Source organism: Streptomyces sp. P9(2023), assembly GCF_032436795.1.
GTDB lineage: Bacteria > Actinomycetota > Actinomycetes > Streptomycetales > Streptomycetaceae > Streptomyces.
In genome coordinates, this window is sequence record NZ_JAUPWM010000008.1 from 84,429 (window position 1) to 107,852 (window position 23,424).

At 62.8% G+C, this 23,424-nt stretch carries 13 protein-coding genes; 9 read left to right on the plus strand and 4 right to left on the minus strand.

Annotated features, from left to right (window positions below):
• Positions 1-550: 550 nt before the first annotated feature.
• Genes dpdE through dpdD form a run of 8 tightly spaced genes read left to right on the plus strand, consistent with a single transcriptional unit; the run spans position 551 to position 18,133 of the window.
• Positions 551-3,832: a protein DpdE gene (dpdE, locus tag Q5762_RS14215; RefSeq protein ID WP_315892428.1), complete on the plus strand. Its 3,282-nt coding sequence runs from the start codon at positions 551-553 to the stop codon at positions 3,830-3,832.
• Positions 3,825-6,428 (plus strand): protein DpdF, encoded by a 2,604-nt coding sequence (gene dpdF, locus Q5762_RS14220; protein ID WP_315892429.1) that lies wholly within the window; start codon positions 3,825-3,827, stop codon positions 6,426-6,428. Before dpdE ends, dpdF begins: the two co-directional genes overlap by 8 nt.
• Positions 6,428-7,339: a protein DpdG gene (gene dpdG, locus Q5762_RS14225; RefSeq protein WP_315892430.1), complete on the plus strand. Its 912-nt coding sequence runs from the start codon at positions 6,428-6,430 to the stop codon at positions 7,337-7,339. The genes dpdF and dpdG overlap by 1 nt, the downstream gene beginning before the upstream one ends.
• Complete coding sequence (gene dpdH / locus Q5762_RS14230; RefSeq protein WP_315892431.1) at positions 7,332-10,403, plus strand: protein DpdH; 3,072 nt, start codon at positions 7,332-7,334, stop codon at positions 10,401-10,403. The genes dpdG and dpdH overlap by 8 nt, the downstream gene beginning before the upstream one ends.
• Positions 10,400-11,089: a hypothetical protein gene (locus Q5762_RS14235; RefSeq protein ID WP_315892432.1), complete on the plus strand. Its 690-nt coding sequence runs from the start codon at positions 10,400-10,402 to the stop codon at positions 11,087-11,089. Before dpdH ends, Q5762_RS14235 begins: the two co-directional genes overlap by 4 nt.
• On the plus strand, positions 11,086-15,588 hold the full coding sequence (gene dpdJ, locus Q5762_RS14240; RefSeq protein WP_315892433.1) for a protein DpdJ: 4,503 nt from the start codon (positions 11,086-11,088) through the stop codon (positions 15,586-15,588). Before Q5762_RS14235 ends, dpdJ begins: the two co-directional genes overlap by 4 nt.
• Complete coding sequence (dpdK, locus tag Q5762_RS14245; protein ID WP_315892434.1) at positions 15,585-16,106, plus strand: phospholipase D-like domain-containing protein DpdK; 522 nt, start codon at positions 15,585-15,587, stop codon at positions 16,104-16,106. Before dpdJ ends, dpdK begins: the two co-directional genes overlap by 4 nt.
• The gene (dpdD, locus tag Q5762_RS14250) at positions 16,103-18,133 is read left to right on the plus strand and encodes a protein DpdD (protein WP_315892435.1); all 2,031 of its coding nucleotides are present in this window, start codon (positions 16,103-16,105) and stop codon (positions 18,131-18,133) included. Before dpdK ends, dpdD begins: the two co-directional genes overlap by 4 nt.
• A 60-nt stretch (positions 18,134-18,193) precedes the next feature.
• Here the strand turns inward: dpdD and dbpB (Q5762_RS14255) are convergent, their stop codons facing one another.
• Genes dbpB (Q5762_RS14255) through Q5762_RS14270 form a run of 4 tightly spaced genes read right to left on the minus strand, consistent with a single transcriptional unit; the run spans position 18,194 to position 22,514 of the window.
• Positions 18,194-19,288 (minus strand): DGQHR domain-containing protein DpdB, encoded by a 1,095-nt coding sequence (dbpB, locus tag Q5762_RS14255; protein ID WP_315892436.1) that lies wholly within the window; start codon positions 19,286-19,288, stop codon positions 18,194-18,196.
• 48 nt (positions 19,289-19,336) lie between these two features.
• The gene (dpdA, locus tag Q5762_RS14260) at positions 19,337-20,581 is read right to left on the minus strand and encodes a tRNA-guanine transglycosylase DpdA (RefSeq protein ID WP_315892437.1); all 1,245 of its coding nucleotides are present in this window, start codon (positions 20,579-20,581) and stop codon (positions 19,337-19,339) included.
• Positions 20,578-21,720, minus strand: a complete 1,143-nt coding sequence (dbpB, locus tag Q5762_RS14265) for a DGQHR domain-containing protein DpdB (RefSeq protein WP_315892438.1) — start codon at positions 21,718-21,720, stop codon at positions 20,578-20,580. Before dbpB (Q5762_RS14265) ends, dpdA begins: the two co-directional genes overlap by 4 nt.
• Positions 21,717-22,514, minus strand: coding sequence for a hypothetical protein (locus Q5762_RS14270; protein WP_315892439.1), 798 nt, complete (start codon positions 22,512-22,514; stop codon positions 21,717-21,719). The genes dbpB (Q5762_RS14265) and Q5762_RS14270 overlap by 4 nt, the downstream gene beginning before the upstream one ends.
• 202 nt (positions 22,515-22,716) lie before the next feature.
• Here Q5762_RS14270 and queC point away from each other — a divergent pair, with 202 nt between their 5' ends.
• Entirely contained in the window at positions 22,717-23,424 is a 708-nt protein-coding gene (gene queC / locus Q5762_RS14275) for a 7-cyano-7-deazaguanine synthase QueC (RefSeq protein WP_315892440.1), read from the plus strand.

Below are 23,424 nucleotides of genomic sequence, written 5' to 3' on the forward strand. Positions count from 1 at the left end.
GTCTGGTGAAGCAGGAGTTGCACCCAGTCCCCTCCGTGAGCGGACGGCGGGGCAGGCGCCCAGACAGTACAGCCCATGCCACTGACAACAGGAGTGAGCCCAGCCCTCAGGACTCTGGCCAGGAATCGCTCCCACGCCGAGGTCGCACACAGACCGTGTAGGCCACCGGATCGGCCTGCTGCAGCAGACGGACGGCGGGAAGACTGATGAAACGCTGCAGTTCACCCAGCTCTCGCTATCTCGCTGCGGCGACCGGCCAGAGCGGCTGCCGGAATCTGACGGCCTCCTGCACCTGGCCCGCCCGGCTCTAACGCAGGTGTTCTTTCGGCCGTCTTCAATCGCCGCCTACGACTTCAGACAAGATCAGGCGTGCCGCGTTTGCCTGACATTGTCCCTGTACTTCACGCGAGCGGTAGCTCCAAGGAGCCCCTCCCTGCGCCAATTTCGAATGTGTATACGAATATCGCTATTAGTCCGTTGACCTTGTTGTCAGTGGTTCCCTCTAAGCTCATCGACGTTGGTATACGAGCAGGTGGGGGCGAGAAGAAGGATGTCTTCAGGCTTCGCGATAGGGCACCTCGTCGAGTTCACAGCGGCTCCGGGGGTTGGCCGAGTAGGAGCCATAGACGGCGACATGCTGCGTATCGACTTCTTCGAATCAGTAGCGGAGGAGGTCGTCCACTCCCAGCATGTGCCGGCCAAGAGTTGCTGGCGCGCCCGGCTCGAACCCGAGACACGGGTCTACTGGCGCGAACCGAGCACCGGAGACTGGCTGGCGGGCCGGGTGACGGGAGAACACCTCCCGGAATACTTCATCCAAGTTCCCAACAAGATGTGGAACGAGCGGGCGAGCGAGCGCGACCTCCGGGTGCGCTGGGACCGCCCCGTCCGCGACCCCCTCCAAGTCCTAACGAGCGGCGGCAACGAGTCGGGGTACTTTCGCGACGCTCGGCTGCCCTTCCTGCAAGATCTCGTAGCCCAACGAGCCGCCTGCGCGAACATGGCGGCGCTGCTGTCCTCAGCTGCCGAGATTTTTCCGCATCAGGTCCGGGCAGCCATGACCGTGCTCTCCGATCCGGTACAGCGATACCTCATCGCCGATGAGGTCGGCCTGGGGAAGACCATCGAGGCCGGCTTCGTCATCCGCCAGACGCTTCTCGATGATCCGCAGGCACAGGTAACCGTCATCGCCCCTGAACCGCTTCGGCGCCAGTGGGACAAGGAACTCCGCAATAAGTTCTTCATCGACGACTTTCCGTCAGCCCGGATCGTGATCACCTCGCACGAGACGCCGGAGAAGTGGTCCGCCTACCACGACAGTGCCCTTGTCGTCGTGGACGAGGCGCATGCGCTGGTCCAGGACAGCGGCGAAAACCTCACGCCCTACCGTGAACTGGCCGCCTTGGCGCACGCTGCTCCCAGGCTTCTACTGCTGTCCGCGACCCCTGTGACTTCTCGCTACACCACTCACCTCGGGCTGCTGCACTTGCTCGACCCCAACCTCTACAGCTGGGACGATCGCGAAGCCTTCGAACACCGCTATGCCCTGCGCGCCGAGTTGGCGGACAGCGTCTATGCCCTGGACGCCACCTTCACCTTCCTGCTGAGGTCTACGCTTGACGACATCCGACGGCTCCTCCCCCAGGACCCCGGATTCGAGAATCTTGCAGCTCGGGTCGTCGAGTGCCTCACCGAGGACGATGACCTCCGTGACGGAGTGGAAGCCGACGGTCTTTCCCTGCGCGTAGAGGAGCTACGAGGGCACATCAGTGAGACGTACCGCCTGCATCGCCGGGTGATCCGGCACCGGCGCGACCAAGTGGCGCTTCCAGACGACGAAGACGAAGAGAGCGAGCCCTACGCCGTCCGCGGCCGGGAACGCCCGCAAGTTCTCACCCTGCCCTCCACCTTCGACGCCGTCGAAACCGCCCTCGTGGAGTGGCGCACCGGCGTGTCGGATCACTTGCTCGATGCCGGCCTCGAAGGCGAGACCACCGTCTACGGACGCATCCTCAGCGTCCTCGCCTCCCGAGCAGGCGGGCCCTTCGATGACTTCGCCGACACTTTGCGCTGGCGCGTAAACGGAGACGCTCAAGCGGCACAACGAGCCGGTCTCAGTCCTCAAGAACGAGCCATGCTCGCCGCCCCCACCCTCATTCCTGCAGAGGGGCAAGCACTCCTCGAACTTGAAGGGCAACTCAACGACACAGAAGGAAAGCAGCGGGTGAAGGCGGCGGTCAACGCCCTCATCCCGACGCTGAATCGCGGTGGGCGGATCGTCGTCTTCTGTGGTCCGGGGGCACTGGCGCACCAACTCGCAGCGCGCCTAGGCGGTTTGTCCCGGAACGCGCAGGTTGAGGAGCACACCCGCCGGATCGGCGCAGCAGCTTCCGAGGACGCGGTCACAAAATGGCGCACAGCGGCGGGCACGTCGGTCCTCGTCGTCGACGACACCGCCGAAGACGGACTGAACCTTCAGGTCGCGAATGCCATCGTCCATGTGCGCCTGCCGTGGCACCCAAACCAGCTTGAGCAACGAATCGGACGAGTAGACCGCTATCGCAGCGCCGAGTCCGTCAGCCAGTCTGATGCCGCCAGCCAGTACGTGCTCAGCGTAAGCGCCGAGCACGAAGCTCTCGGCACAGCGTGGCTGGACCTGCTGCTCGACGGCTACAACATCTTCTCGAAATCGGCGTCGACACTGCAGGACGCCATCGCAGAAGGCCTCGACGCCGTCTGGGCCGACGCACTGCAAAACGGCCCTGCCGGGCTCGCATCCGCACAGCAGCGCGTACAGGATCAGCTCCTCGAAGCACGCCAGCAGATCGAGAAGATGGACATGCTCGAGGCCATCTACCTCGACGCCGATGGCCAGGACAACACGGCCAAGGCCCTCAGGGATCTGGAAGTGAACTGGAAGGACATCCAACGCGCTGCCTTCCAGTACACGAGCGAAGGATCCGGCGGCATCAACATCCGACGCTCCGCTCACAACGTCGGCGAAACCGTCTTCGACCTCGTGGAGTCCCGGCCGCATGTGCCACCGCGTCTGTACCTGGCACAGACTGCCGCGCTGACTCCGGCCGTGACGCGGGGAACGTTCAACCGGTCAAAGGCTCTGCGCTCCCCAGGCACCCGGGTGTTCCGCATCGGCAACCCCTTCATCGACATGCTCTCCTCGCTGAGCGCCATCGACGAACGCGGCCAAGCCACAGCCTTCCAACGCGTTGACCCCAGCCACGCAGGGGATCCAGAACCCTACTTCGGCTTCGACTTCCTTGTTGAGGCCGATATTTCGGCAGCAGCAGAGACGATGACCAACCCGGAAGAGGTGAGCCGGACGTTGCAGCGACAGGCTGACCTTCTTCTTCCACCGTTCACTCGCCGAGTGTGGGTGCGGGCAGGGAGCACCGAGGCGTTGACGCTCGCCACGGCGCTCGAGTGGCTGAACAGCCCTTACGACAACCGGAAGTGCCGGAACTTCAACAACCAGCGGGTTCGTGAGCTTGTCGGCATCTTCGGCGGCTGGTCGGAGTTCCAGCACTCTGCTGAAACCGCCGAGAAGGTCGCGCGCAACGAACTCTTCCGCGTCACCGACCTGGCGGCGCTCTGCACCGAAGCCCAGGAACGGGCTCGCCGGCGACTTGCCGTGACCCGGGCCCAGGCAGAGGCACGGAGGGCTGCTGGACGTCTCCTGCGCGATACCGAGAGCCAACTGGCCGACGTGAACACCGCCAGTCTGCTCATCGACGGACTCACGCAGCCGAACGTACAGCTCATGTCCGCTACGTGCATTGTCCGCGGGGGAAAGGGAGCCCAGCGTCATGCGTGACAGTTGGACCGGGGCTCAAGAACTCTTTGACACCTGGCCGTTGGTTCCCCCGACGTCCGAGGACACGGAATACCGCGGAACTCTGCGACGCCTCAAGGACACCCTCGAAGGACTAATGGAACGCCGGTCTTCATGGCGTGACGTGGCAGCACTGACACGACAGATCCTCCTTGAAGCCCAAGCACACGGAAACAACTTTGGCCTCGAAGTCCCGCTCGGCGCACCGCTGCCCACACGGCTGCAGTGGGAACAACTCCACTGCCACGCCCTCCCAGCTGGTCGTCGCGTCCTGGTCACAGCCCGACCATGGCACCCCGACGTATCAGACCAGAAGGCCACCGAGGCCGCTGAGCACGACTTCCAGCAGATTCACCTCGGAGAGAGCCTCCATCAACATCTTGCATTGGAGCCCTGCCCAGCCGACCCCTTCTGGATCCAGGCTCTCGGCGAGGACTACGCCGAGTACAAGTCGATCGGCCAACGCCAAGCAGCACGTGCCGTAGCACTCGCAGAACCGGGCAGCACTGTGATCGCCTGCCTGCCGACCGGCCACGGAAAGACTGCACTCGTGCAGGCTCCCGCGCTCCTCTCAAGCAAGCGCAGCGGCGTGACCCTGGTTGTTGTGCCAACGGTTGTGCTCGCCCTGGACATGGAACGCCGCGCCCAAGAGTTGCTGAGCGCCCGCGGCCGGCAGAGCCCTACTGGCCGCTACGCCTACATCGGCAACCTGGACGAGAACCTCAAGCAGCAGTTGCGAGAAGACATCCGGTCTGGCAACCAGCGGCTGGTCTTTACGAATCCTGAATCGCTCGTGTCCGGCCTGAAGTCCGCTCTCGAAGACGCTGCCGAGGCAGGCCACCTGCAGTACTTCGTCGTCGACGAGGCGCATCTTGTCGAGCAGTGGGGCGAGGGATTCCGGCCTGAGTTCCAAACCATGTCCGTCCACCGTCGTACCTGGTTGAGCACCGCCCCTGCAGGGCGTGAACCCGTCACCGTCTGTATGAGCGCGACACTGACCGAACAGCAAGTGACCACGCTCGAGAAACTCTTCGCAGGGTCCAAGCCCGCTGAGATCGTCTGGGGCGCCCAGCTGCGCCACGAGCCTAGCTACTACATCGACGACTTCACGGAAGAAGAGGAACGCACGGAGGCAGTCCTTCGTGCCGTCGACCGGCTACCGAAGCCACTGGCTCTGTACGTGACAGAACGGAAAGACGCCCGGGCATGGGCAGATCGCCTACGCACAGCTGGCTACAGGCGAGTCGCCGATGTCGCCGGCTATTCAAGCCCCGACGAACGTCGACAAGCCGTAGAAGGATGGGGCGGCCGCTCCGCCTTGGGGCCCATCCCCACCCAGTACGACATCGTCGTAGGAACCTCAGCCTTCGGCCTCGGTGTTGACCTCCCCGACGTCCGCAGCGTGGTGCACGCATGCCTGCCGGAAACCGTTGACCGCTACTACCAAGAGGTAGGGCGGACCGGCCGGGACGGAAGCCCGTCCGTGGCCTACCTGGCATCGGCCCCCCGAGACCTCCCCGTCGCCGAGGGCATCAACCGGCAGGCGATCATCAGGGCCGACACTGCCTGGTCAAGATGGCGGTGGATGTGGGACGTCCGGGATAAGACGTATCCGCGTCCGCGGCACTACCTCATCAACCTCGACTCGATCCCGGACAACGTCCATGACATCTCCGAGGCCAACCGGGACTGGAACATTCGCACCCTGAACCTCATGCTGCGCGCAGGGCTCATCGAACTCCATGTCCCTGAACCACCCCAGCGGAACGAAGGCGAACCGCGTGCCGTCTTCCAGGAACGCCTCAAACACTTCTACGAGTTGGCGTCCACACATGTCGACGTCTCCATCGCGGACACTCAGACCAACGACGAGGGACACTTCCAGGCTCGCTTCGAAACTGAGCGCCGGCGCTCGATCACTGCTCAGAGGACGGCACTTACTGATCTCCGGACCTTGCTGCGCGGCGATCGGTGCACAGGCGAGGTACTCAGCACCTACTACCGGGTGCAACGAGGCGTAGCCCCGCTGCTGTCGGGCATCAACTGCCGAGGCTGCCCTAGCTGCAGATCGACAGGTCTTCCTACAGACAACGGCTTCTACAAGCTGGCAGGAGACCCCCATCCGCTAGTTCCTGCCCCGACCAGGGCTGGTCGGGATCCTCTCCGGAGTATGCGCGGCACCGCTCCATGCCTCAGCTTGTGGTGGGGAACCGAATCCGAGCGCCAGGTTAATGTGCCCCGGCTTCTGGAGATGTTGGCCCTTCGCGGCATGAACGTGATCGGCGGACCAGGGATCACCTCCCGCCTAGCCGAGACCCTCCAGGAGGATGTGGCACCCCGCCCGATCATCCGTGACACCGACGCAGACCTGCTGCGCTTTTACGACGGCCCCATCGTGTGGGTTCTGGACGATGATCCGTCGTCCCTCGACAGCGTGCTCAGGTCACGCCTTGGTTCACCAGACGTGACGTACCTGATCCACCCACGGGGCATGCCGCATCCAGAGCGGCCCGCCCTGCCCTTCACCGCTCTTCATCCTCAAAACTTCCCCGTCCGGAATGCGTTGGAGTCGTTCTGATGGCCCTGATCAACGTCGACGCTTCGCGCCCTGACCCCATGTGGGCAGTCGTCCGTCTACTGGCCCACTCGAAGAAGCCTGTATCGCTCAACAGCGCACGTGCCCTGTTGAGTCCGCCCACGCTAGCTTCCCGAGAGAAGGACGATGCGTCGGAGATGTTCAGCAAGGCCATCAAGACGCTGCGGGAACTCGGGTTGCTTCACGTTTACGACTCCACCAGTGAGCTGAAGCTTGTCGGACCCGCCGCACCTCTCGACGGCCGCGACTGGGATGCCTTCTCCGCTGCTCTGCGCACCGCCGTGCTCGCGCCTGAACGCAACAGCGGTTTGGGAGACAACGAGGAACAGAAGGAATCCCGAGACCTCACTCGGGCCCTGGCCTGGTTTCTCACCCTGGATCCTATGGAGGCTCCGGTGGCTTGGGAGCAAGCGCAGAAGCTCAGGCAGAACGCTTTGAAGCCGGAGGCCGGCCCCGCCATCGTGAACGCTGAGCGTTGGCGGCCGTTCGGAGACTGGGCTCCCGCGTTGGGGCTCGCTGCCCGCCCCCTCCTCTCTGGGGAAGGCAGTAGTCCATTGACTCCGGACTGCACCGCCGCTGTCAGGTACGTCGCTCAGAGCCTGTGGCGGCCTGGCCAGCAGATTAACGCCGTAGCAGCCGTCCGAAGCATCCGTGAGCACTTGCCAGTGCTGCCGGGCGGCGAATACTCGCGGGCTCTTCAACTCGACAACCCCGGCGACCGTGTGGCCGGCGCTGCCCTCTCCTTTGCACTGCTGCGTGGTAGCGACGAGAAATGGCTCCGTCTGGAACTCGATTCCGATGCCCCTCTAGTACTGCAGGTAGCCGACCCAGAGCAGCCTTCGAGCCCGCGCTACGTAAGCGACATCACGATGCAGGAGGTCCCAAGTGCCTGACTTCCGCGGAAAGGTCTGTTGGGACCCCGCGACTGCCGCCAACACCATCGGCGTCGAGGCCATCTCTCCTTCTCCTGCCGTCTTCCGGGCCACGCACGCTCCTCTGCGGATCCAGCGAGCGCGACTCGATGGCCGCCAACTTGTGCGCGAGGGGCAGCCGGTCGATGAACGGGCGGTCCTTCATGACTTCCTGAATCATGAGTCCAACACCGGCGCGCTGCTCATGCCCATCGTCGGCGAGTCTGGTTCTGGAAAGTCGCACCTCGTCCGGTGGGTGCGCGAGCATCTTGATCTGGTCGACGATCAGCCTGCATCTCGTGAGGTCATCTACCTTGAGAAGCACAGAACAAGCCTGAAGGCAGTAGTGCAAAGCCTGATCGCCCAGGCTGACAGCGATGAACTGAAGCAGTTGAAGGCGGAGATCGACAAGTTCACCGCTGACATCGACGCGTCAGTGCTCGCTCGGCGCCTCATCCATTCTCTCAACGAGACTCTTGTAGCCGAGGCAGGGCGCGGGGTCTCGGGGCCGGCGCGGCAACTCTTCGGCCCTCAAGGACTCGGGGCACTTCTTGACGATCCGCACGTCAGTGAATTCATGCTCAGGCCGGAGAAGTTTGTTCCTCAACTGGCCACCTACCTCCTGCGGGACCGTACCAAGGGGGAAGGAGATCGCCCTCCGAAGTTCACCGTTCATGATCTCCCGCTGGACATCACTGGCGTCAGCAAGGCATCAGCCCTAGCGAAGAAGTGGGTTCAGGTCCTCAGTTCCAAGGCCGAACTTCAGGAGGTCGCGATCGACCTCCTGAACGAGCACTTGGAGACTGCGATTAACCGGAGTTTCAACCTGGGCATGGGGCGCCTGCTAGAAGCTATGACCCTTGTGCGGGAGGAGTACCACCGGCAGGACAAGGAGATCATTCTTCTCATCGAGGACTTTGCCCTCATCCAGGGTGTTCAGAAGGACCTGCTCGACGCCATCGTGGAAGCGGCCCACCGCGAAGGCTCCACCCGCCTGGCCCCCATCCGCACCCTCATGGCGGTAACCACCGGCTACTTCCGTGACTTGCCGGAAACAGCCCTCACACGCGTACGGGCGAATCTTGGCTACGCCTACGACCTGGATGTGCCGTTCAGCCAGGAAGACACCGGCGAAGAGGCGATCGCCGCATTCGTGGGCCGCTACCTCAACGCCGCCCGTGTCGGCAAGGATCGACTGGACCAAGAAGGCGACGCAGAGCCGACGAACGCATGCGACGAGTGCCCCCTGCAGGCTCGTTGCCACGATGCGTTCGGGGCATCCGCTGACGGTTACGGGCTGTACCCCTTCAACAGGTCGGCCCTGACCCGCGCGGTCCACTCGACTGCTTCGAAGGACGAGCCGTGGGCGTTCGTTCCTCGAACCGTTTTGGGAAGCGTGGTACGGCCAGTCCTTATTCAGCACGCTAGCTCGCTGCGGAAGGGAGAGTTCCCGGACTCTTCCTTCTCCGAAGGATTCCCTACTGCTGAGATCGATCAGCCCCTCAGCACAGCCGTGCAGCAACTCGTCGAGCGCAGCGATCCTGTTGCCGCCGACCGGCGCAAGCGGGTACTTGAGTTCTGGGAAGATGCAGCCGCTCGGGGCATTGAAATCGACCCCACGGTGCTGGAGGCGTTCGCCCTCAGCCCTATGGCGGCCGAGTCTCCGGTGCTTCCTGAGCAGCCGCGACGTACTGCAGAGCCTTCCCGGCAATCCAGCACCTCGTCGAGCACCGCCAAGACGGAGGACAAGACCTATCCACCGTCGGTGCAGCGGAGCCTTCAGAACATCGAGGAATGGGTAACCCGCGGCGACGACCTCAAGCAGGATCATGCTCGGACGATCCGCACAGTCGTTGCCACTGCGGTGGCCCAGCGGTACCGGTGGAATACACCGCTCATGCAGGCGCAAGCCAGTGTGAAGGACAAGGGTTGGCCGAACAATGCCACCGTCGTCAGCATCGAAGGCTCCGCGGTCGCAGGCATCAGCGGTGCTGACAGCGCCCCCATCCAGTTCAAGCGGAGCGCGACGAACAGTAGGTTCTTCCAAAGCCTGATCCGTGCGCAATACGGGCTGGATCAGGTCCGTGGGGAGGACGTCCGGAGGCTGGCCACCGTCGCCGAAGAGCACTCCCGTGCGTTGGCAACCAGAGTTCAGCGCAACTTGGAGGTCACAGACGACGACCTCGTGGTCGGCCTGCGCGCATCCCTTCTGGGAGCGGTTCTTGCGGGCCGCGCCTGGCCTGGCATGAGCATCGAGGAGTTGCTGGCATCTGCAGTGGACGACGGCGAGAGCTGGAAGGGCGCCGGCACTATGTCGAGGCCTGAGCGGTGGACTGTTGCACTCAACCAGCACCTCGCTGCGCGCAGCGCCCTGGTTAAGCGCATCCGCACCGGGGTCGGCATCTCGCAGGGCAGCAGAGGAGCCGTGGGCATGATCGATGCTGCCCGGGCAGTCCCTCTGCTGGAGCAGGCAGCCGCCAACTGGTCATGGGAAACACCAGTGAGCACCGTCCCGGAATGGATCAAGCCTGCAGTCAAACCGTTCGTTTCATGGCCCGCCCTGATCGACGGACAGATCACGATGCTCAACGATCTGCTCCGCGACATCCGACTGCGGCAACCGCGCAGCACCCCAGGGAAGAACACCCTCGCCAGCATCAAGTCTGCCGTTGACCGGGCCAGGGAGGTCAGCTTGTCGCTGTCTACTCAGCGAGCGCGCGATCTTGATTCGCTCCTTGAGCAGGCAAGTGCCGTGGAGTGGTCCACGATCTCCGCGCTGGAGGATGAACTGGGGCGTTGCCACGACGACGACCGTCCAGAGGCGTCCCTTTTCACTGCACGCATCCGCACGGCCGCCCAGGACCGGGGATCCTCCATCGAGGTGGTTCGGAACCTGCTGTATGTCGCTGATGAGTGGCTCGACGAAGCCCTGAAGGGTGCTGAGATGCGGGCAAGTTCTTCGGCCGCCAAGAGCGCCGCCGATGGCGTACAGGAACTCGTTGCCGAATGGCGTTCTCTGGTAGCCGAAGGGGTTGATGGCCAGTGACCCAGATGTCCGTGTACGAGAAGGCAAAGCTGCTTGAAGATCACGCCTCGCGCATCGCGGATGGCGAAGAGTCCCAGCGTCAGGCAACCCGGGTTTCAACTCGGTTGATGGAGCTTCGGTCCCAGCTCAATCAACTGCGCTCCCAGTTGGCCGTCACTCAAGCTCTGCAGGCCCGTGGCGCGGGCCTGGACATCGACCTGTCCGGCATCGATGACGGGAGAGCGGGCTTTGAGCGCAGCTTGGGGCCCAGCGGTCTGCCCTCCAATCAGGTGTTCAACACGGCGAAGAAGAAAGCACAGGTAGTTGCTGATCGTCTTGGGGAAGCGAATCAAGCCGCTTGGTCCGTGTGGACGGGACAGCTACTCGAGGAGCTGCCCGTAGCGCGGATCTCGATGCTTCTCGATCCAGGGGCCGAGAAGCAGGCATCCGCCCGCCATGCCGAACTTGAGCGCGTGGCAAGGGGCAAGGCATCCAAGGACGCCATCACCACCTTTGCCGTCACGCATGCCGGCTTGGCTGAACTACTTCAGGACGCTCAAGACCCGCCTCAGGCACTAGCCGTTCTGCTGGATCGGCTGCGCGAGCAGTCCGGTCTCACGCTACGCGACATCACTGACGAAGAGATCGCGCTCATCCGTGAATACGGGATGGATGCCCACATCAGCCTGAAGAGGAAGGGCTCGTGAACCAGCGCAGCATGGACCAGGACTTCACCAATGAGCTCCTCAACCGCTTGGAAGACCTTGAACTGCCATTGCTCTCGTGGGGCGTGACGGAGGGTGCGCTCTCTGAGGACGACGTGGTCGAATGTATCGAGTCTGTTCTCAGCGAACATCCGAAAGCCCCGGAGAACGTCTCACCTCATGACGTACTCCAGGAGATGCGCGGCCTCGCCCTGGTCTGGAAGGTGCCCTGGCCGAATGACGGGCCAGCGCGCTATCGCACTCGATTCGCCGAGTCGCTTCGGCTCACAGCCGGACTTCGCCAGCTCTTCCGTCCTCGGGGCGACTGGGCAGACGAGGCACCGAGTGGATGGTGGCGTCAAGGAAGGCGCCTTGTTGCCGATTATCGGCTGCACACGCGCTACCGGCGCTACCCCAAACGTGACATCTCCGCCTCAGCGGCGCTCAAGGAGTTGGGGACTTCGCCTAGTTGGGGAGGCCTCCAGGACCAGGTAGCAAAGGCCTATCTGGGCGGAAAGAGCTTGGCAGGCTTCCAATTGGAAGCGACCCAGGCCGTCTATGAATCACTTGCCCACCAGGACAAGTCCAGCGGAATCATTGTCGGGGCCGGCACCGGCAGCGGCAAGACACTCTCGTTCTACCTGCCCGCGTTCGCCGCGATGGCAGCACACGCTCCGGGCAGCGTCCACACTCTGGCCCTGTACCCGCGTACTGAACTGTTGCGCGACCAACTCAAAGACGCCGTCACCGAAGCCAGCAAGGTTGAACAGGCGCTTGCGCAACAGGGGAGGCGCTACCTTCGCATTGGCGCTCTCTATGGAAGCACCCCGAACGACTCCAACGATCCCCGACGGCTAGCCGCGGGCAGGGGATCAGGTCGTTGGAAGCGGTTCCAAGACGGGTTCATTTGCCCCTTCCTTCCGTGCCCCAACGACGAATGCGAGAACGGTGAGTTGGTGTGGTCCGATCAGGACCGCGCGGCCGACATCGAGCGGCTCGTCTGCTGGCGCTGCCAGCATGAGGTGCCGGACGGGCGGCTTGCCCTCACTCGTAAATCCCTGCGGAGCAGTCCACCCGATCTGCTGTTCACGACGACCGAAATGCTGAACAACTGCAGCGCGGACAGCTTCCTCGAAGGCCTTCTAGGCTGGAGAGGCGGGCAGGTTCCTTCGCTGATGCTCCTCGACGAGGTTCACACCTATTCCGGCGTGCATGGTGCCCAAGTCGCCTACCTGCTTCGCAGGTGGCGTGAGGCAGCCCGCAAACCTGTCACGTTCGTTGGCCTGAGTGCCACGCTTCGCGACGCCAAAGAGTTCTTCGCCCAACTCGTCGGCCTACGCCTCGCCGACATCGACTCCATCGCTCCGTCCGAGGACAGCATGGTGGAGGAGGGCCGCGAGTACGCGCTGGCCCTGCGCGGCGATCCGGTGGCAGGGGCCAGCCTGCTGTCGACGTCCATCCAGACCGCGATGCTCTTCGGCCGAGTGCTCGACCCAAGTGACGAGACCTTTCTGTACGGATCCACCGGATTCCTGTTCACCGACGACCTGGACGTCACCAACCGCTTCTATAAGTACCTACGCGACGCGGAAGGCGACCAGGACCACTTCGGTCGCATGAGCCGACGTGGTGAAGTACTTGCCGGGCTCCGCTCACGCGCACGGCCTGAGCCCGAGGCCCGGTACAACGAGGGCCAGTCATGGGATCTCGTGGAGAAGATTGGGAACGAACTCGCTCCCGACCTGCGCATGCACCACTTGATCATTGGTCGCACGTCTTCGCAGGACGCCGGCGTTAACCACAACGCCAGGCTGACTATCGCCACCGCCTCCCTGGAGGTGGGGTTCAACGACCCCCGAGTTGGCTTCGTGCTTCAGCACAAGGCACCTCGCAATGCCGCCTCCTTCATCCAGCGCCGCGGACGTGCTGGTCGTGCTCGGGGGACGCGGCCAGTGACCGTCGTGACCCTCTCTGACTACGGTCGTGATCGCCTCGCCTACCAGGGCTACGAGACGCTCTTCGCACCAGAGGTCGCGGCGATCAAACTGCCTCTGCGGAACCGGTATGTCCTCAAGATCCAAGGAGCCCAGGCTCTTCTCGATTGGGCAGGGCGCCGACTGCGCAGCAAGGGTGTCCGGAATGCAGACCCGCGCAAACTCCTGAAAGCACCGGCGGCGGGAGCAGTGAATCCCCGCTATGAGGCAGAGCACAAGGCCCTCATCCAGGTTTTCGATGAGTTGCTGAACGACAGCCGTGTTCAGGACCAGTTCGCAAAGCACCTCACCAGGGCGCTGCAACTCCCTGCCGACGAAGCGCAGGCCGTGTTGTGGGAACAGCCACGGTCGCTGCTACTAGCCGTGGCGCCCACCGCACTACGACGGCTCAACTCCGGTTGGAAACCACTGGTGACTGACGCTGGCGCCGTGAACGGCGCCATGCTGCCCGAGTACATCACTCGAGCTCTGTTTGAGCCCTTGAATCTTCCAGAGGTCGATCTGGAACTCCCCTTTGACGACGGAGATGGAGCCGTCGAGCCGATGCCGATCGGGAGAGCCCTGACGGAGGCAGTACCCGGCCGAGTCAGCCGACGATTCGGGTACTTGAGCGATGACCATCGCACGTGGCTTCCTCTCCCTTCCGAAGGCAGTGACGTTCTGAATCTCACCCAGTTCGTGAGGGATGGGATGCCCGAGGGCCCTTGGCGGCCCCATGAGCACGGCGGGGCGGAATTCGAGGTCGTCAGGCCGAAGCGGATAGGGCTGGTCGAGCCAGATGGCGACATCATTGACCAGTCGCAGGGCGTCCCGGTGTGGGGTACACAGGTTGTTGTCCCTAACGATGTTCCGTTCGACGAAGGGATGGTGCCGAAACCGTCCCCATGGCAGCGGCGGATCGACGCCGTCAGCTTCGCGGCACACGCCGCTGGGAACCCCGTCGAGGTGCGGCGCATGACGATCGGTGCCGAGTGCACGGTCCGCCGTGAACGCCAGGACAGCGAGAACCAGTCCGTCCGCTACGAACTCCGCGGTAAGCCAGCTGCCCTCGGTTTCCGCCTCGGCGTCGATGCTGCCTGCTTTAGGTTGCGTCCTTTGAACGTCGAAGACCCGGCGGTCAAGCAGTACCTGGCCCAGCCGCAATGGCGGGCCCTTGCGTTCTCACACGCGGTTCAAGAAGATCCAGAACTCGCCGATATCTCGAACTTCTTCCAGCGGGAGCGACTCGCTCAGATCTACCTGACGGCGTTCGCGTTGGCTGGTCTGGCTGCCGAGCGCACGAACGAGGAGATCCGCACGCTCCTCGCGAGTGGTGGCTGGAGCAGGGACCTGGCAAGAATCTTCCAGGTGCTCTATCGCGATGCCGACTTGTCCGAGGAGCACATGGACAATGACCGCCTTGTTGCGGAACTGAGCACACTGGTCACCCACGGCACGGTCATCGCGGCTCTTAACCGAGCAGCTAACCTCCTTGTGATCGAGGACGTGTCCGCTGACACGGCTGACTTGGCGCGGCGGGCCTACCGCGACACCATGGCCGCCGGGATCCGGGCTGCCGCCCAGCGTGCTTGCCCGAACGCGCAAGACGGCGACCTCATCGTCGATGTACTGCCAGCCGACGAACCGGACGGGCTGACGACCATCTGGCTCAGCGAGACCTCCGTCGGGGGCCTCGGCGTGATCGAGCAGCTGATCGACTACTACTCGGCGGATCCTCGACGGTTCTGGGGACTTGTGACGAACAGCCTTGCGCCCAGTGAATTTGAGTATGTGGATGCCACTTTGACGCGTCTCCTCGAGCACGTCACTGAGGAACCAGGCGGTGCCGCCGCACGTGCCATGGCGACACTTCGCGCTAACGTGCCGGCGCAGCAAGCCCAGGACGCACTCGGTGATCTGCGGGAGGCATGGGCTCGATTGGACGGCCCGCCTCGGCATGCGGCAGTCGCGGCCTTGTCCACACGCTTGCTGCGCCCGGGCTCCGGGCCCGACATCGACGCCGCGGCTCTCGCTCTCGTAAGAGCCTGGGCTGCACTCGAAGAGCGTCTGGGGATTGAAGTCGACGCACGCGTCGTGGCCTACGCCGTGGGATCGAAGCAACTCGAACTGCCCGGAGTCCGTTCGCTCAGCGCCGACCAGGTCTTCAGCCTCCTGTGGCCTCGGGGTCACCAGGCTCGTACCCAGGACTTGAAGCACTACCAGCCGTACGCCAAGTCCCCGGTACTGGAACGGCTTCTGGTCCAGGCCGCCCACGATGACCGGCTGCCCGAGGTCGATGTGACGCAGCCTGCCTGGGTTGAGTCCTACTGCAAGCGTCTCGCAGAGACCTCTGCCGTCGATCTGATCTGCCCGGCGGGCAAGGAGCAGTCAATGGCGCAAGCCTTGAAGCAGATTCCTGTCACCCACATTGACCGGGACGTACTGCGCGTCTACGGAGAGGTTTGCGGAATCCTCCGTCAGCAGCACGAACTCCGGGTCCGCATCGAGTTGCGGGAGGCCTCGCAGTGAAGTCCCAGGAACGCACGATCCGCACCGGGCTACACACCACTGTGCGCGTCGACACCATGCTGACCTCGGCTCTGATCGCGGAGTTTATTGCTCCTAGCGATCACTTGTGGCTGGTGTCACCGTGGATCACCGATGTCCAGGTCCTCGACAACAGCCACGGTTCGTACGATGCGCTGTTCGGCGATGTTCCACCACAGAGTTGTCGCCTATCCGATGCCATCGCCCGCATCGCCCACGGTGGCGCGAAGGTCCACGTGGTTACACGCCCCGACGCACACAACGACGACTTCCTGCGCCGCCTCACGAAGGCAGCAGCGCCGGAGCGTGTCCACTTGGCGCAGGATCCGAACATCCACGAGAAGACCTTGTGCGGCAACGACTGGATGCTCAGCGGCTCGATGAACTTCACCGTTCGCGGCATGGCGAAGAACGACGAGAGAGTGACCTACACGGCAGGTAGTGACGCCGCTGCCCAGGCACGCCTGGACCTGGCCGAGCGGTGGGGAGATGCCGCATGACTCAGCCCAAACACTGGACGTCGGAACGTATCCAGGCCTTCCTCAGAGCATTCTTTGGAGCAGGAAACGACGCCTGGCCGGACATGCGCCCGGACTACACTCACAAGGAGCGCACCGAGCCCTTCGTCAGCGTTTTGCTGAACGGCGGCGATGCACCTATCGTCCTGCCGCGGTGGGACGCCGACAGCCAACAATTCGCCATGTACGCCATTGCACGCGACCAGGCTGACGTAACGAAGACAGCTGAGTTGATCGAAGCCTTCGCAGGGCCGACGTACATCTATTGCGACATGGAGCGTGGCGGGCTGCGCCCAGCCCGGCTCAACCCGGATGACCCGGTAGAGCGTGCCATCTTGGACTTCGCCGGCGAGCGCGTGACCTTCAGGCTGACAACCGCGCAGCCCTCGCGTTACCGACAGAGCCTCACCGACGCATTGCTCTTGATGCAGAAGACCTACACAAGCCGCCCTCCTCGCCTGTGGCGTGCAGTCAAACCCATCGGTCGTCTCATTGCGGAGTTCGATGCTGCTCTCGCGGCGGGCGGTGAAGCAGCTTCCCAGGATCTACTCGAGCAGCTGGCGGCGGCCGGTGGACTCACCGCCACGAACCTGGCGCATCTCAGGCTCAAGCGCCTGGATCGCCTCGGAGTGAGCAACAAGGTTCTCGCATTTCCGAACCTGCCGGACATCGTGCACCAGGATCCACCCGCTGCGGTGAAGGCCGCCATTCTCAACGCTGTTTACACGGTGGCCCTCGAGGAGCCTCTCGCTACGCGAGACCTCGACGCGGCTAGAGAGGGTCTCATCGCCCACGGCAGGGTGGTCCCTGAACTGCTTGGCGGCGATCCCCGGTCGTATGGTCCTCAGGCGATGACCGTCGTCTTGCTTGCGGCCGTGATTCTCGATGATGTGACAGTTGCTCGCCGGGCATTGGCGGCCGTCGAGGAACTGGATCAGGCGCCCCAGATCGCGGCGCTCGTTCTGAGTGAGGCCGAGCGTCTGGCGGCTATGCCGGTTCCTGATGCGAGGGACGAAGCATCCTCGAAGGTACCCCCTGACGCTAATGCAGGCGTGCCCGTCGAGTCTTGGCCAGAGTTGTTCTCTGCGCTTGCTGATGGAAGCCCGGTGGGCAAGCAGGCCGTCGAAGACGAAGTGTGGGCGCTGTGGCCCTCCCCGGCGCAGAACGATGACGTTCTGGCGGAGTTCTTGGACGGGTTGAGCGATGGCGCGGCGGGTGAACTGTGGCGTGCTGTTGGTTCGTTCCTCGATGCCGTGGGTTACGACGAGCCGGCGCCGAAGAGCGCGCATGCCTTCATCCGCAATGCCGTGGCCTTCGGCCGCTACGGCCCGGGTGATCTGGCTGTGCTGCAAGCTCTGATGGACATCGCTCTCCGGGCCTCGCCCGCCGCCGACACCTACGGAGAGATCCTCAAGGACGTTAGCTCGGAGTGCAGTCGGTGGATCGCTCCCGAACGGGCCTCGGCCGCCTTGGACTTCGTTGACCGCCTATTTCTTGCTGCGTGCCCTGACGTAGACGCCCGTGAGAGATTGTGTGTCGATCTCCTCGCACCGTTGTCCGTTCACCGGCACCGCCTTGCGGAAGCTGACCTGGCCTTCGCGCAGCGGCTCACTCATGAACTTGGCCTGGACGGTCTCGATTGGGCTGTCCCCGCAGAGGAGGGTGTGCAGGATGACCCCCTGGCGTCGATGCCACCTTCGACGCTGCTCCTGTACTCCCTGGACGAGGCGGTACTTACCCGGTGCCGGGAGGAGTTGCAGAAGATCGCTCCTGCTGTGAAGGTCGCGACTGCCTATGACCACGTTGGCACGCCGCAGTTGCGAGAGAAGGCTCGCAGGGCGGACGTGGTCGTTCTAGCGACGCGTTGCGCCAAGCACGCCGCCACCGGCTTCATCACTCAGCACACTGGCAATGACGTGCCGATCGAGTACGCGAATGGCAGTGGCTCGGCGTCTCTCCTGCGCGCAGCAGAGCGAGGTCTACGGCGCACGATCGCCGAGAGGGTCTGACGCACTGGTGGTCTCCCCGAGCTGTTCGGGGAGACCACCAGATGATGCCGCAGAACTTGGCTACTTGCTGACTAGGGCCTGCAGGTGGGTGCTGAGCAGCCGCACGTCGTTGGCCGTGTTCTGGAGACCGTTCCAGCTGCGTTCCTGGCCATCCGAGAACTTCCACGTGCCGGAAGTCCAGGCCACGTGCTTCTCGAGTCGGCGCAGGGTGATGCGGGTCTTGTCCCAGTTGACCTTGTCGAAGGGGACGCCTGTGGTGAGTCGGTCCATGACATAGCCCATGGCCTGGATGCCCACACCATGGGTCAACCTCGACTCCTTGGGAGGCTTGTTCCACGCATCCTCGAAGAGGTTCTCCACTGCCGTCCAGAAGGACAGAAGGTGCGCCAGCATCGCGTCCTCGTCCCCGGTGCCGTCCTCAGCGTTCCGGTACTGGTACAAGGCGCCCTCGTAGATGCTGTGCTCCAGCATCCTCAGAATGCTGTTGTCCTTGATATTGCCGGTAGGCGATGTGGGGCTGCTGATCCTTCCGCAGAACGGACCGTCCCCCATATTCAGCAGGACCATGATCTTCGCAGCGAGCTGGCGGCGCGCGTACGAGCGCGGCAACTTGCCAGTGGTTTCCGGCAGCAGTTCGTACACGAGCCCCTTGGGCAGTGGCTTAGTCGAGTTGACCAAGATGAACTGCGACCGCTGCTCTTCCTGAGAGGCGATGAAGCCCACAGCTGCGACGGGGAACTCTGCGAGGTCAGCATCCCTGATGGCCGCACTGCGCTGCTGACCGTCCACGAGCCAGGCCGGCTTCTCTTCGTCAGGCAGCGACTCGTCGACCGGGATGATCAATTCGCCGGGGATGGAGTAGCTCACACTGCCGCCGCGGACCGCGGGTTCGAACGTGACGCGATCATCGAAACCGAGAACCAGGGCGTTGGGAAGCATCGCCCCCTCGGACTCAAGGTAGCGCCGGATCGAGCGGATGTGGCTTTGGACCTCAGGCCGCTGATACCCCTGCAGCTTCTTCTGGCTGTCGCGGCGGATGCGCGAGACGGCGGCAAAGTCTTCCAGCTTCTTGCCGTCGACAGCGAAGCAGTAGATCTCCTTGTCGCCTTGGAGCACCTTGAGGGCGGGAACCTTCAGAACGTAGCGGTCGGCCACATCATCTCCTGTTTAAGTTGCTTTGAGTGCTATGCGCGATCTGGGCGATTATGTGAGCGGCAGCTTGCGCATCTTGGCTTCGAGTACCGTCATGTTATGGAACCCGCGACGCTTATTTCGCTCTGTTCCACGGAAGATAACCATGTCGATCTTGTGCTTCTTGCAGAGTTCGCATCGACAGTGCTCCCAAGGGCGGTCGACAAGGGTTTCCCTGTAGTGCTCGACCTTCTTCAGTTTCTTGTCGTCACCGAGGAGGGCTTGATAGGCGTACAAGGCATCCATGACCTCCTGCACGTCGAAGTTCTCGTCGGCTTCATACTGGCGCAGCAGTTTGAGGCATTCACGTTCGGCCTTAATGGCCGCCGACTGCGACACCACTCCTGCCAAGATCAGCCGCTTAAGAGTGGGGTTCCCGTCCACCTGGGGAACTCTGATAGCCAGGTATGACCGGTCGGCGGCGTGGTAGTTGTTCTTCTCGTCCATAAAGGCTTGCCGGAATGCTGATGTACTGTCGAAGCTGGTGACGTGATACTTTACGAAGCGTTCCATGCTGTCGATACGGGTGATTCCAAGGAGGTGGAACCCGACGCCACTCTTGCGAACTTCAGAGATCCCCTCGAGGCAAGCGAGGATTTCCGGCGTCTTTAGCGGAACCATGCCACCCAGGGCGATCCGCTTGTAGCCCATTTTCTGGAGTTGGGCGACACTGTCCGCGTAGCTGGCCGGACTCCATCCCTGCGCCGCACCAACCGGTTCCAGATGCTGCTTCCTGTCAGTGACCAGGCGATTGTGACTCTTGGTGGCTTCGATGAATTGCTCTGCCAACTCGAGCGAAATCTCGCGACGCTTCACCCATGTCGGATCAACGTCCTTTTCAGAGGCATCAGGTCGATAGCCGAAGATCACATGGTCGATACTGATTCCTGAGTTGAATCGGCACTCCGTGTAGTAGTGGAGAACGTCCTCAACTCTGTACGGGGGGCGCTCTTCATTGATGTAGTTGAAGGATCCGCAGTCGCCGAGGCTTTCCATCGTGTCAGGCAGCCCGAAAAAGGTTCTCACTCCGTCTCGGTAGAGCCGGTCCCTCTGAGGGGCGCTGTACTTCCCAGCCCCCTTAACCGACCCATCCACGATGGCCTTGCTGACCAGTATCCCGTCGTAGGGCGCGGGCTTTACTGCCTGATGGGCATACAGATCGTCCCTCTGCCGATGCCGCTGATCCGGGTACTCATCGTTGATGAAGTCATACCTGGGATAGATCTGATCTTGGCTATCAGGGAAGTAGAACTTCACGAAGCACTCATCCTCGAATCGCGATAAACGCGAATCAGAAAGTTTGACAGGATACTGATATGGCGGGGAGTGTTTTGCAACTCGTTCCAAGGGGTGTTGATTTCAGGCCAGCGCCCCTTGGTCCAATGACAGTGCGGCTTAATGAGCGCCAGTTCAGCCATGACCCTGTCGCTAATATCCGGCGAGTCGATATCGGCATCAAACAGAACTCGCTCCATGACCCGGTCCATGAGACGGCCCAGCGACCTGATTCCGACACCATGCATAAGGCGACTCTTGGCTGGAGGGAGCCCCCAGGCTTCAGGGAAAGTCTCCCTTACTGCAGTCCAGTAGACCACGAGAATCTTCCTAATGGCCGCGGTGTCAGTAGTTCCGTTGGACAGATTCTTGTACGAGAAGAGGACACCGGAAGGTGACAATGATTCAGTGATCGCAGTAATGAGACTGTTGTCCTTGACGACCGTGTCCGACTTCTTATCGGGAGTCGTCGACGCCTGCTTCACGAGCCCCTTGAAAGGCGAGTCACTATCCTGGTTGAGCGCGTTAACGAGGATCGCGGGGAGCTTCCGGGCGGACAGCCTGGTCGGCAGTTGGGTGTTAACTTCCGGGAGGAGTTCGGATACCAAATTGCTCGGAAGTGGAGACACCGTATTGACGCGCAGGAACTGATCGCGCTGGATGTCAAGATCTTCGGTCACGAACCCCGCAACCGTGATCGGCAAGGTGGATCGCCGAGTGAGTGCAAGCGCGCGGCTTCGCTGCTGACCATCAACGATCAGAGCCGGACGAGGCGCGTCCCGCGACTCCGGCAGCGGAATCTCAAGAGTTCCGATGGTTGCCAGTCCGTCGCTTGGGTTGGGGCCGCGACTACCTTTAAACCGCACCGTGGTGGGCAGGGCGAGGATGAGCCCATTCGGGAACAGCACATCCTCACCGTCGAGGTATTCCAAAATTTGCTTAACGTGCTGCTTCTTTTCGGGACGTTGATAGCCGAAGAGCTTGCCAGCCTCATCCCGGGAGATCCGTGCAACATCGGCTACGAGATCGACTTCTCGCGCTTCCAGGGCAAACAGATACAGGGGAATGTTCGGGTTCTGCTCAATGCGCAGGGCTCTGCGCTTGATGAGGTTCTCTGTCACCGTTCCCCCATAGCTCGGATGTACAAGTTGGCGAACCTGCTCTGCTCGCATGCCTGGTTGCCGTCACGCAGAACACGCAGGAGTCGCGACCGCGAGATGCCCGGATGTGACGCGTTCTCTCGCTTGATGAATGCCATGACGTCCTCGTCGGACATCGGCTTCCGGTCGTACCGCTCAGGCTCAGCTACGCCGGAAGCCCACTGCTGCCACGAGTCACGGGTGGCAGTCGAGGTCAGCCTGCCGTCCTCGCAGTGCTCAAGCCATGAGGCGGCCATGCGCACGTTCAGGCTCGTCAAAGTGCCGCCGAGCGTGCGTCGCAGACCCGCGTTGGAGGCGACTCTCTGGATGCCGGGGACCTCCTCGACGCCTCCAACCAGCAGGACCTCGCCCCCAACGCTGGCCAGCGCGTGGATCTCGGCCTTCATGGCGTTTGCGTACACCTCGGACAGGACCATGAGGACCGGACCCTGTCGCCCCAGCTCCTCCAGGGTCTTGCGGCCAGTTCCTTCCTGAAGGTGCCCCCACCACTGGGCGCTGTCAGCCGTAGAGGCGGCGACGGAGTCGGCATGTCGCGTACTGAAGGTCGCCGCGTAGGCAGGCGCCGCCGCCGATACTGACCGGAGGCCGAGGCCAGCCGACGCCACCCACAGTTCCGCTTCAAATCCGACCTTCTTGGCCGTTGCAGTTAGCCGACGGGACTGTGTCCAGTGATCGCCCCGGTAGAGCTCGCTTAGAGGCTTCGCGTTCGAAGCCGTCTCGACGCGCTCTCTCCACGCTGCGGAGCGTTCCTTCACGCTGCCGGCCGGTAGCGATCTTGCATGGAGCGTGGCCTCCGGCACAGCGGCCTTACGGTCCGTGCAAGTGACCACCAACGATAGTTGCCTCACGCAGCTCGACTCCCGACGGCCTTAACTAGTAACTTATCGCGGTTACTCTACCCGTCAGTTTTGGCGCTAGGGTGCACCAGTACACGCAGAGCTAACTAGGGAGCAAGGCATGGGACGTCCCGCGATCGTTCTACTGAGCGGCGGCCTGGACTCGACGACAGTTCTGGCCATCGCCAAGGACCAGGGCTACACGCCGTACGCGCTCAGCTTCCGGTACGGCCAGCGGCACAGTGTGGAACTGGAAGCCGCCAAGCGCGTGGCAGAGACTCAGGGCGTAGCCCGCCACGTCATCGCAGACATCGACCTGCGAGTTTTCGGTGGCTCCGCCCTTACTGCTGATATCGACGTCCCGAAGCACGACTCGCTCGACGATGCCAGCAACAGTGACGCAGACAGCAGCGTGCCCATCACCTACGTGCCGGCACGTAACACGATCTTCCTGTCATTCGCCCTGGCCTACGCGGAGACCGTTGGTGCGAGCGACATCTTCACCGGCGTGACCGCCGTCGACTACAGCGGCTACCCCGACTGCCGTCCTGAGTACATGGACGCCTACGCCAGGATGGCGAACCTTGCGACCAGGGCTGGCCTTGAGGGAACTCAGGAGCTCAAGCTCCATTCCCCCCTCATCGCGATGTCCAAGGCCGACATCGTTCGCGAGGGCCTGCGCCTGGGCGTGGACTACTCCCAGACCTCTAGCTGCTATGACCCGGACGAGCAGGGTCGGGCCTGCGGCCGTTGCGAGACTTGCCTGCTCCGCCTGAAGGGCTTCGCTGAGGCTGGTACCACTGACCCCGTGCAGTACCAGGGCGTCTGA